This window comes from Marinimicrobium sp. UBA4209 (genome assembly GCF_002381585.1).
GTDB classification, from domain to species: Bacteria; Pseudomonadota; Gammaproteobacteria; order Pseudomonadales; family Cellvibrionaceae; genus Marinimicrobium; species Marinimicrobium koreense.
Window position 1 is genome coordinate 31,102 of the sequence record NZ_DFTP01000044.1, and the last position, 10,614, is coordinate 41,715.

Here is a 10,614-nt window from a genome sequence, read left to right on the forward strand (position 1 = left end):
ACTCGACGCCATTCACGAAATTGAAACCCACGAGCGCAGCGTCGGCAAGGGCGCCCGCGGTGGTGACATACTCGTGTTTCTCAGTGGTGAACGGGAAATTCGCGAGGCCGCGCGCAGTATTCGCCAAGCGGGTTTTCAGCACCTGGAGGTGCTGCCGTTCTACGCCCGCTTGAGCATGGCCGAACAGCAAAAGGTTTTTGCGCCGCACAAGGGGCGGCGGGTGGTGCTCGCCACCAACGTGGCGGAAACGTCAATCACCGTACCTGGCATCCGCTATGTGATCGATCCGGGTTTTGCCCGACTCAGTCGCTACAGCTACCGGACCAAAGTGCAGCGCCTGCCGGTCGAGCCGGTGTCCCAGGCCAGCGCCAATCAGCGCAAGGGGCGCTGCGGTCGGGTGGCGGAGGGTATCTGTATCCGCCTGTACAGCGAAGAGGACTTCCTGGCGCGCCCCGAATTTACCGATGCGGAAATTCTGCGCACCAATCTCGCGGCGGTGATCCTGCAGATGCTGCAACTGCGCATGGGGGATATTCATCGGTTTCCGTTTATCGACCCGCCGGATCGGCGCCTGATCAACGATGGTTTCAAGCTGTTGGAAGAGCTGCAGGCGGTCAATGGCAAGGGGCGTCTGACCCCCACCGGTAAACAGCTCACCCGCCTACCGCTGGATCCACGGTTGTCCAGAATGCTGATGGCCGCCAGTGAGCTGGGCTGCGTGCGGGAGCTGTTGATCATTACCAGTGCCCTGTCCGTGCAGGACCCACGGGAGCGACCGGCGGACAAACAGCAGGCGGCGGATCAGTCCCATCGTCGTTTTTGGCACGAGCAATCGGACTTTCTCGGCTTTGTGAATCTGTGGGATTATTTTGAACAGTTGCGTCAGGACCTGTCTCAGAATCAGATGCGCAAACAGTGCAAGAAAGAGTTTCTGAACTACGTTCGCTGGCGTGAATGGCGGGACATTCACCATCAGCTGAAAGTCAGCCTGCGGGATCTCAAACTCAAGGAGAACAGCGAGCCGGCGGACTATGAGGTGGTGCACCGCGCGCTGCTGACCGGTCTGTTGGGCAACCTGGGCTTCAATGTGGAGGACCGCGAATACCTGGGGGCGCGCAATCGCAAATTCATGATTTTCCCGGGCTCGTCCCAGTTCAAGAAAACGCCCAAGTGGCTGGTGGCGGCCGAGCTGTTGGAAACCTCCCGACTTTACGCCCACACGGTGGGCAAGATTGATCCCCAGTGGGCGTTGAGTGCGGCCAAACACCTGGTCAAGCGTCATTACTTTGAGCCTCACTACGACCCGAAGAGCGGACGGGTGAAGGCCTACGAGAAGGTGTCTCTGTACGGACTGGTGTTGGTCGAAAAGCAACGCGTCGATTTCACCGATATCGAACCGGCCACCTGTCGCGAGGTGTTTATTCGCTCCGCGCTGGTGGAGGGCCGTTACGCCAAGAAATCGGAACGGGGCGGGCCCGCAAAATTCTTTGCTCATAACCAGCGTCTGGTGGCTGAACTGGATGAGCTGGAGGCGAAAAGTCGGCGTCGGGACATTCTGGCCGATGATGAGGCCCTGTATCAGTTTTATGACGAGCGGATTCCCGATTCGGTGGCCAGTCGCGCCAGCTTCGATCAGTGGCGCAAAGCCGTAGAGCAGGACCAGCCACGCTTGCTGTTTATCGAGCGCGAGCAACTGATGCAGCGCGACGCCGGGGAGGTGACCGAGGCGCAGTTCCCCGACGCATTGACCTGGCGCGGCGTCAGTTTTCCGCTGAAATATCAGTTTGAACCCGGTCACGAGGACGACGGGGTGAATCTGCAGGTGCCCGTCAGCCTATTGCATCAGGTGCCGGAAAAACGCCTCGAGTGGTTGGTGCCCGGCTTGCTGCGCGACAAGTGCATCAGTCTGATCAAGGGGTTGCCCAAGCAGTGGCGCAAGCACTTTGTGCCGGTACCGGATGTGGTGGACCGGGCCTTGACCGGCATGCAGCCGGACAACACCTCGTTGACCGATGCCCTGGCTCACCAACTCAAGCGTCAGACCCTGGTCGAGGTGCCGCCCGAGGCTTGGGACGACACCCGCATTGACGATTTTTACCGGGTCAATATCCAGGTGCTGGACGAGCGGGGGCGCTGTATCGCCCGGGGTCGGGATCTGGCGGTGCTGCGCGAGCGCTATCGGGAGCAGGCCCAGGAGAAAATTCAATCGGCAGCGGTGGGCATCGAGCGCGACCAGCTGACCCAATGGGACTGGGACACACTGCCGGAGGAGGTGCAGCTCAAGCGCGGCGGTATCCAGTTACGGGCTTACCCGGCGCTGGTGGACAAGCGCGATTCGGTGGCCATTGCGGTGTTGGATGAAGCGGCGGATGCCGCCTATCAGACCCAGCGCGGGCTGGCGCGGCTGATTCTGTTGGAGCTTTCCCAGACCCGAAAGTACCTGCACAAAGAGCTCCTGAAAAAAGACGAGCTGGCTCTGTCGGTGGCGGAGATGGGTAAGCGCGATGCGGTGGTTGATGACCTGCTTCTGGCGGCCGTGGCGAACTGGTTACCACTGAACGAATTGCCCCGAACGGCACCGGCCTATGAGCGTTGCAAGCAGGCGGTGCGCGAAGGGTTGGTGATACAGGCGCAAGGTTTGGCGGACGTGCTCTCCACCAGTCTGCACTCGCTGGTCAAGATCAAAAAGCAGCTTAAGCAGCACCGCACTCAGTTGCCACTGGCGTTTACCTTGTCGGACATCCGCACCCAACTGGCCCACCTGTTTTACCCCGGTATGCTGTATCGCACTCCGGAGGACTGGCTTCGCCAGTACCCACGGTATATGCAGGCGCTGGAAATTCGGCTGGAAAAGGCGCCTCTGGACCCGAACAAGGATCGCCGCCTGGTGGATGAGCTGGCGCCCTTCTGGGAGCGCCTGGAGCCTTTCTGGACGGATCGCGACGGTCAGGCGTTGGCGTTGAATGAGGCGCTTCAGGGGTACCGGTGGAGCCTGGAGGAATTCCGGGTGTCGCTCTTTGCCCAGACGCTGAAAACCCGCATGCCGGTCTCTGCCAAGCGCCTGGAAAAGCAGTGGCAGGAACTGGAAGCGGAGCGCACCTGATTTGGAGTGGAAAGGGCACTCTCGACGCTGGCCGGGTGAGGGGGTGACTCAGGGATTGCGGCGTCGTCCCGGCTGGGTGTTGGTGGACAACCAGTATTCGCTGACCTGCTGCAACAGGTCGGCAAAACTTTCAAAATCAACGGGTTTGCACAGGTAGCTGTTGACACCCAACTGGTACCCTTGAAGGATATCTGATTGCTCGTCGGATGTGGTCAATATGACGACCGGTGTGTAGCGGTATTCCGGGGTCGAGCGGATCTGTCGAAGCACTTCAAAGCCGCTCACCCCGGGGCAGGTCCAGGTCCAGAATCACCAGGCTGGGGGCCCACTCGGTGGCGCGGTCCGCATGGCGGCCCGTGGCGAAGAGAAACTCCAGGGCTTCTTCCCCGTTTCGGACCTCTGGATGTCGTAGTGACGGCCAACCTGGCCAAACCCGAACAGCGCGAGCTCGGCCTCGTCCGGGTCATCCTCAACTAATAGTATGGTGTCCCTGTTCACGGTCAGTGTTCCTTTCCCACAACGTGAAATAAAAGGTGGCTCCTTCACCCGGGCGGGACTCCGCCCAGATTCGTCCACCGTGTCGGGTGATGATACGCTGAACCGTGGCCAGTCCGATACCCACCCCCTCAAATTCCTCCGCCTTGTGCAGGCGGCTGAAGGGCGCGAACAGCCGGTCGGCGTATTGCATGTCGAAGCCATCGCCCCGGTCACTGACAAAGTAAATGCGCTCGCCATCCTCCTCTCGAAAACCGAACGCGACGTGCGTCTCCGGGAGATGACCGGAATATTTCCAAGCGTTGTCAATGAGGTTACTTAGTAGCATATCGAACAGATGACTATCAACCGGGGCGCGTACATCATCCTGAATTTGCGGGTGTACCTCACGTTCTGGCTCGCGCTCTTGATACTGATTGATCAGGTGATGCACCTTGGCGGACAAGTCGACAATCTCGACCTTCAGTTCGCCCTGGGTCGCCCGGGACAGGCGCAGAAAGCTGTCGATCATCTCGGACATTTCCCGGGTGCCGACGGCAATGCGGTCCAGGTAGTGCCGTCCCTGGTCGTCCACCTGCTCGTGGTAGCGGTCATTCAGAATGCGCCGAAAGCCCTCAATGCGCCGCAGTGGCGCTCTCAGGTCGTGAGAGACGGAGTAACAGAAGCTGGCCAGCTCGGCATTCGCCGCTTCGAGCTCGGCGGTGCGCTGGCGCACGCGTTGTTCCAGCACCGAGTTAAGGCGTTTGACCTCCTCCTCGGCCTGACGGCGGGCGACGATATCTTTGGCCAGGGCATTGTTGACCTCATGCATATGATCATAGGCCTGACGCAGGTTTTTACTCAGCGTGTTGAAGGCGGTGACCACCTGGTCGAGCTCATCGGGTTCCGGTGGGGGGTGCCGGTTCAGCGCAAGAGGCGGCTGTTGTTGACTGATCTCAAACCGACTGACCCGATCGGAAATGTGCACCAGGTGCGAGGTGATCAGTCGGGCCACAATATAAAGAATGAACATCGACACCAGAAAGGTTTTCACGCCCTGACTCAAGAGAATGACCACGGCCTTCTGCTGCAGGCGGGCGTACACTTCGCTCAGGGAGGCCTCTACCGTCAGCGTGCCGATCTGGCGGGGGCCGGAGGCGAGGATATGGATCACCGGGTAGTGCCGGGTGATGACGTTTTTACTGTCGCCTTCGCCGCGGCTCAAAGCCAGGGGGTCGGCGACGTTATCCGAACTCTCCCGCACGGACACCGACTGGATATCCGGTAGTTGATGGATTCCCTCAAGTTGCAGACGCAACTGTTGTACGTCCAGATTCCACAGGCTGGCGCTGATGCTGCCAAGGTAGCTGCCCTCGATATCATCCAGCCGGTTCTTGATGGTGCCCACGTCGCGGTGATAGTCGGTGTAGAGCTGTATCAGGGTAGCGACCAGAGTGATCAGTGAGCTGAACAGGATGATCTGCACCAACAGGCGCTGCCCGATGCCCGAACGCTTCAGGTCACGCAGGCTGGCAAGGCCGGGAATCCGAAAAACCATGGAGTGATAATCCGTTAGAAGTGGTACAGATCGGTGATTTCTTCCAGACGGCCGGACTGTTTCAGGGTTTCAATGGCCGCATTCAGCGAGGGCATCAACGCCAGTTGGGTGGATTGCCGTGAGCACTGGAATACCAGCGGAATGTCGGTCAGTTTCAGGGCCGGTGCCAGCATATCCCCCAGCCCGTTTTCGTTGGCCAGGAACTTGAGCGTGGGGATGGCACCGGCGACGCCGGCGACCCGCTGACGATCCAGCTTGCGCAGCGCGATCAGATAGTCGGTGTCGTACACCTTGTTGATGGCCTCGTCCTGATCGAACTCCGGTGATATGGCGGAGCCACGCAGCAGAGAAATGGTGGTGCCCTGTAGGTCGGCATAGTCATCAATGGGGTTGCCTTTGTGGGACAGAATGCCCACGTCATGATCCGCCACCAGCTCGCCATGAATCACAATGGATTCGTCCCGGGGAACCAGGATGGTGCAGTCATGAGTACCAGCCTCCAACTCCCGATCGACACGCGCGAAGGGCGTCAGCGTGGTCTCGATGGTCAACCCGGTGAGCTCGGACAGAGCGTCCACAATCGCCACGAAGGCGCCTTCCTTTTGCCCGGTTTCGGGATTGTTGGATGCCCAGGGGGCGACGTCAATGGTAATAAATTTCAATGGGGTCTCGGGGGGGGCGTCCGATACGCTTTGGTCCGCAGCCGTAGGCAGGGCGAGTAGCAGCGCGACTCCGCTCAGAGTAAGGGTAATAGGGCGAAGGAATGTACGGAACAATGGCGTTTTTTTCACCGAAAACCTCATTTGCACGTTGTTTGTAGGCAGGTTTGTCTGAAAGTTGTCGCTTCTTTCGGGTTTGAGTGTTGACAATTCCGGGAGCGTCATAAATTTGACTAATTATTGATCATTTTGATGATTTTGTGGCCAGACTGGTGGCCCGTTCCGTCTGAATCCTAGCACAGCCGTTCCGGCACGGCGGGGATTTTGCCGGTCTACGCCTGAAACGAATTCAAAAACAGTCGATTTAACAACCGGTTATCTTCATCCTGTGAGTCTGTCAAAAATTTCGACTTCAAAAAATAACGTGAAGCGTACCGAAAGGGTCGCATTTTTGCACTGAGCTATTTGATGCCACACCGATCTGGTGGGCACATTTCATTAAATAGCTGAGGTGGAAATCATGAAGCAGCGTATTGTACTTGTCGTCGGTGACAAGTTTTCAGCCTATGTACAGGGCAAAGATGCCATAACCTACTCCAATCTGCGTGGCCTGTTGAGTCTGTCCATTCCATTGGTACCCGGCCAGGGGCGAACCGTATTGGTTCCCGGTCAGGGTCTGAGTGATGAGAATGTAAGGCAGTTACTGGAGCAGGCTGCTCAGTCGCCTAACCTGAGTCAGTTTGATTTTACGCTGTGGCACAGTCTACCGACCCGCGCTCCGGCCACTCTTACCCACAAGCATCGTCCGGAAAATACCCTGATTTCCGTTCCGGTCCGGCAGACCGCAGACTGCTTTACCATGCATTTGCTGATTGATGAGCAGTGCGAACTGATGCAAGACCACCAGAGCGGTCAACACGTCCAGGGTATGATTCTGATCGAGGCCGCCCGTCAGGGGATGTTGGCCGTGGTTGAGCAGTACTTTCTTCCGGATAACGAGGTGGATTACGCCTTCGTCCTGAACGACATGTCCGTCAAGTACAATAACTTTGCCTTTCCGGTGTCGGCCACCATTGAGTGTCGGATTCTGGAGCAGAGCACGGATAACCCGCGGAAGTTGAGTTTTGTGACCGAGGCGGTGGTGCAACAGTGCGGGATGGATGTCTCCTCACTGACCTTCACCTTTGCCGCCATGGACAAGGCCCGGATCGGCAAACGCGAAGCGACCATGGCGGCCAAGGCGCAACAGGCGCATCTGGCGTTTGTGGACGGTCAGCTCCAGGCGCAGAGTGCAGCGGCTGCCTATGCCGAGATGTTGCAGCGCGTCGATAACTTCTGAGTCGCAGGGAGGTGTTTTCATGACGGCATTACCGACATTGACACAAGAGTATGTGTTTTTTGATGTTGACGACACGCTGATTTCGATCAAAAGCATGCTCAGCTTTCAGACCTTCTGGTATCACCGAACCGGTGACGATGAAGGGCAGCGCGCTTACGAACAGGACCTGCGCCAGCACTTGCACCCCGGAGCCTCCTGGGAGTTTCTTAACCGCCTGTATTACCGCCATTTCAAGGGCCGGTGTCCTCAAGAGGTCCGTGCCATGGGGAGGGTCTGGTTTGATGAAATGCGTCACGGCCAGGCGCCGTTTTATCACCCCCGTCCATTGGCCGAACTGCGCGCCCATCAGCGGGCGGGGCGAGAAGTGGTGTTTGTATCCGGTTCTTTTCCGGCACTGCTTGAGCCGATTGCGCAGGAGTTACAGGTGCAGCATCTGCTGTCGACCCGCCTGGCGGTCCATCAGGGGCGCTATACCGGTGAAATTCTCCCGCCCCAGACCATCGGCTCCGGCAAGGTGGAGGCGTTGACACAGTTCCTGGAGGCTCAGAGCGCTGTGCCTGAACACTGTTTTGCCTATGGCGATGATGTGTCGGACTTCCCGATGCTCAGTGCCGTCGGTCAACCGACGGTGGTCAGTGGTGGACGGGAGTTGGAGGCGAAAGCGAGAGCGATGGGTTGGTGGGTAATTGCCCCTGCCTGAGGCGCTGGTTGAAATAACAATTCAGCATTCTCTTGAGAGTGAACCTTTGACTCCCGCAGCAACCCCTGCGGGAGTTCTTTTATCCGTCAGGCTGATTTTCTGAAAACGACGGCTGTTCCTGAACCGCTTTTTCGAGCAACGGACGAAGCTGCTCCAACGGCAGTGGATGACTGAACAGATAGCCCTGCCCCTGATCGCAGCCATGAGCTTTCAGAAACTGACGTTCAAGATCCGATTCAATCCCCTCCGCCACAATCTCCATACCCAGGCCGTGTCCCATGGTGATGATGGTGTCAATCAGCCGCGCCGTATGCGTATTGATTCCGATGTTGCAGACAAAGCTGCGATCAATTTTCAGTGTGTGGAATGGGTAGTTCTGAAGGTAGCCCAACGAAGAGTACCCGGTACCAAAGTCGTCAATCGACAATCGTACGCCCATGTCACAAAGGCGCTGGATGTTTTCCTGCGTCGAGTCGGAATTATCCACCAGCATTCGCTCGGTAATTTCCAGCTCCAGCTGTGAGGGCGTGACACCGTTGGCGGTCAGTTGTTCGGCAACGTATTGATGGAACCCGGGCATCTGCAATTGCTGGGAGGAGATATTCAGAGTCAGGCGCATGGTTTCGTTGCTATCCGAAAGCCAAGGCGCCATCGTCCGTAGGGCACTGCGCAGAACCCAGTTGTCGATCGCGCGGATCATTCCGATCTCTTCCGCCAGTGGAATAAACCGGTAGGGTCCCCAGAGGCTGCCGTCGGGCTGGCGCCAGCGGACCAGGGCCTCGACGCCGGTGACAAAGTTTCCCTCGAGTGAATAGATGGGCTGGTAGTGCAGGGTCAGCTCACCTTTGTCCAGAACCCGCCTCAGTCGTCCCTCGAGCTCCAACCGTTCAATCAATTGCTGATTGATCTCTTCGGTGAAGAAATGATACTGATTGCGCCCCAGGTCCTTCGCCTTGTACATCGCCAGGTCGGCATTGCGCAGAACCAGGTGGGGGTTTTTTCCGTCTTCGGGGTAGAGCGCAATACCGATGCTGGCGGTGACCCGGTATTGCTTTCCGATGATAGTGAAGGGGCGCTCAAACTGCTGGATGATCTGCTCGGCCACTTTTTGGGCCTCGCGGGCGGAGTCGACTTTGGGCATGATCACTACAAACTCGTCGCCGCCCATCCGTACCAGCGTGTCGCCGCCGCGGATGCAACCGCTGAGGCGCCCGGCGGACTCTTTCAGAAGGTTGTCGCCAATACTGTGTCCAAGACTGTCGTTCACATTCTTGAAGTGATCAAGGTCAATGACCAGCAGGGCACACTTGTGATCATCCCGCTGGGCCGCCTCCAGGGCGACGCTCATCCGGTCGATCATCAGCACCCGGTTGGCCAGGCCGGTCAGTTGGTCGTAGTGCGCCTGACGCAACAGCTGTTCTTCATAGCTGCGCCGAACCGTCACGTCCTCTTTGATGACGACGTAGTGGGTGATCCGGTTGTCCGTGTCAGTTAGGGGGGAGACGCTGACTTGCTCCCACAGCAGTTGCCCGTCCCGGCGGGCGCTGCAGAACTCGCCACTCCATTCCCGGCCACCGCTGACGGTCGACCACAGCTCGGATAAAGCCTGGGCGCTGTCCTGGTCAACCATGGAGAAACCCAACTCGCGGCCGGTGGCTTCCTCGGCGGAATAGCCGGTCAGTTCCTCAAACCGGGGGTTCACGTACTCGATGTTGCCGCTGGGGTCAGTGATCACGACCGAAACCGGGCTTTGCTCAACCGCACGGGACAGCACTCTGACCCGCTCTTCGGCCTTGCGCCGTTTGGCGCGAATTTCCGCCTCTCGAAGTTCCCGCTCGACAGCGGGCAGCAGACGTGCAAGAGCATGTTTGTCCATGAAGTCGTGGGCGCCCTGCTTGAGCAGGTTGACGGTGTCTTCGGCTTGCACTGCGCCCGACATGATGATGAAAGGGATGTCCTGTCCGCTTCGTTTCAAAGCGGCCAGCGCATCCTCGGCGCTGAAGCGCGGCAGGCGATAGTCGCAGATGATCAGGTCCCAGGGTTGCTCCAGCGCCGCTTCCAGGTCCGGCGCCGTTTCGACCCGATGGCAGTGAGGATCAAAACCGCCGCGAACCAGCTCGGCGGTGGTGAGCTCGGCGTCTGCTTCGGAGTCTTCAATAAACAATACTTTCAGCGATGTGGCCATGAATAATCCGTAAGTGCCGACGGAAATTGGTATTTTACAGGCATCTGGGCTATTTCAAGAGTAAGGCATCAAGAGAATAGCCGCACAATCGTTGATGCGTCAGTGGTCGGGATGCCAAACGCGGCCCGATAGTAATTACTGTAGTCGGTTCGCCGGGAAAAAGCGAAGCTCGGCGGTGCCGGCCCGGTCAGGACGGGGGCGGCGCGCAATGAATTACAGATTGTCATAAAAATGTCATTATTACGACATAAAATGTTCACGTAACGGACATTAAACCGACACCAAAGTGACATATTTGAGCCGGTTTTCGGTAGAATGGCCCGGTTTTCAAATGACGTGGTAGTGACTCTGGTTGTCTTTACAGCCTATTTAAACACCCGACTGCAAGTTAGGAGTCTTCAATACCCACAAGCAAACTGAAAGGAAAAAACCACTATGAGCAAGAAATATTTGGGCTTGGCTTTGGCGATTTCTGCAGCTTCCGCCGCACAGGCCGGAACTGTTACGACCAGCGGCAAAGACCTTGTGATCGATACCGAGAGCGGTATCAAGGTGAAAACGTCGGATAAGTCAGCGTCTTTTCAGCTCGGCGGGCG

At 57.8% G+C, this 10,614-nt stretch carries 7 protein-coding genes; 3 read left to right on the top strand and 4 right to left on the bottom strand.

Annotation, left to right across the window (positions count from 1 at the left end; all coding sequences use genetic code 11):
- Positions 1-3,103, top strand: a 3,103-nt coding sequence (hrpA, locus tag B3187_RS06195) for an ATP-dependent RNA helicase HrpA (RefSeq protein ID WP_286805153.1), incomplete at its 5' end; no start/stop codon positions are given.
- A gap of 48 nt (positions 3,104-3,151) precedes the next feature.
- Here the strand turns inward: hrpA and B3187_RS06200 are convergent.
- The 3 genes from B3187_RS06200 to B3187_RS06210 form a co-directional block, all read right to left on the bottom strand.
- Positions 3,152-3,388, bottom strand: a complete 237-nt coding sequence (locus B3187_RS06200; RefSeq protein WP_286805155.1) for a response regulator — start codon at positions 3,386-3,388, stop codon at positions 3,152-3,154.
- A gap of 184 nt (positions 3,389-3,572) precedes the next feature.
- Entirely contained in the window at positions 3,573-5,135 is a 1,563-nt protein-coding gene (locus B3187_RS06205) for a sensor histidine kinase (RefSeq protein ID WP_286805157.1), read from the bottom strand.
- A gap of 14 nt (positions 5,136-5,149) precedes the next feature.
- Positions 5,150-5,797, bottom strand: coding sequence for a substrate-binding periplasmic protein (locus B3187_RS06210; RefSeq protein ID WP_286805159.1), 648 nt, complete (start codon positions 5,795-5,797; stop codon positions 5,150-5,152).
- 517 nt (positions 5,798-6,314) lie between these two features.
- Between B3187_RS06210 and B3187_RS06215 the strand changes: the two genes are divergently transcribed.
- Together B3187_RS06215 and B3187_RS06220 are read left to right on the top strand one after the other, a co-directional pair.
- Positions 6,315-7,133 carry an AfsA-related hotdog domain-containing protein gene (locus tag B3187_RS06215; RefSeq protein WP_286805161.1) on the top strand — a complete coding sequence of 273 codons (819 nt, stop codon included), beginning with the start codon at positions 6,315-6,317 and terminating at the stop codon, positions 7,131-7,133.
- Positions 7,134-7,152: 19 nt separating this feature from the next.
- Positions 7,153-7,833, top strand: coding sequence for an HAD family hydrolase (locus B3187_RS06220; RefSeq protein ID WP_286805163.1), 681 nt, complete (start codon positions 7,153-7,155; stop codon positions 7,831-7,833).
- Between the two features lie 79 nt (positions 7,834-7,912).
- Here B3187_RS06220 and B3187_RS06225 read toward each other — a convergent pair whose 3' ends face one another.
- Complete coding sequence (locus B3187_RS06225; RefSeq protein ID WP_286805165.1) at positions 7,913-10,018, bottom strand: putative bifunctional diguanylate cyclase/phosphodiesterase; 2,106 nt, start codon at positions 10,016-10,018, stop codon at positions 7,913-7,915.
- Positions 10,019-10,614: the final 596 nt, after the last annotated feature.

Coding starts and splice junctions, on each gene's coding strand:
- B3187_RS06205 (WP_286805157.1), bottom strand. CDS start 5,135: ATGGTTTTTCGGATTCCCGGCCTTGCCAGCCTGCGTGACCTGAAGCGT.
- B3187_RS06215 (WP_286805161.1), top strand. CDS start 6,315: ATGAAGCAGCGTATTGTACTTGTCGTCGGTGACAAGTTTTCAGCCTAT.
- B3187_RS06220 (WP_286805163.1), top strand. CDS start 7,153: ATGACGGCATTACCGACATTGACACAAGAGTATGTGTTTTTTGATGTT.
- B3187_RS06225 (WP_286805165.1), bottom strand. CDS start 10,018: ATGGCCACATCGCTGAAAGTATTGTTTATTGAAGACTCCGAAGCAGAC.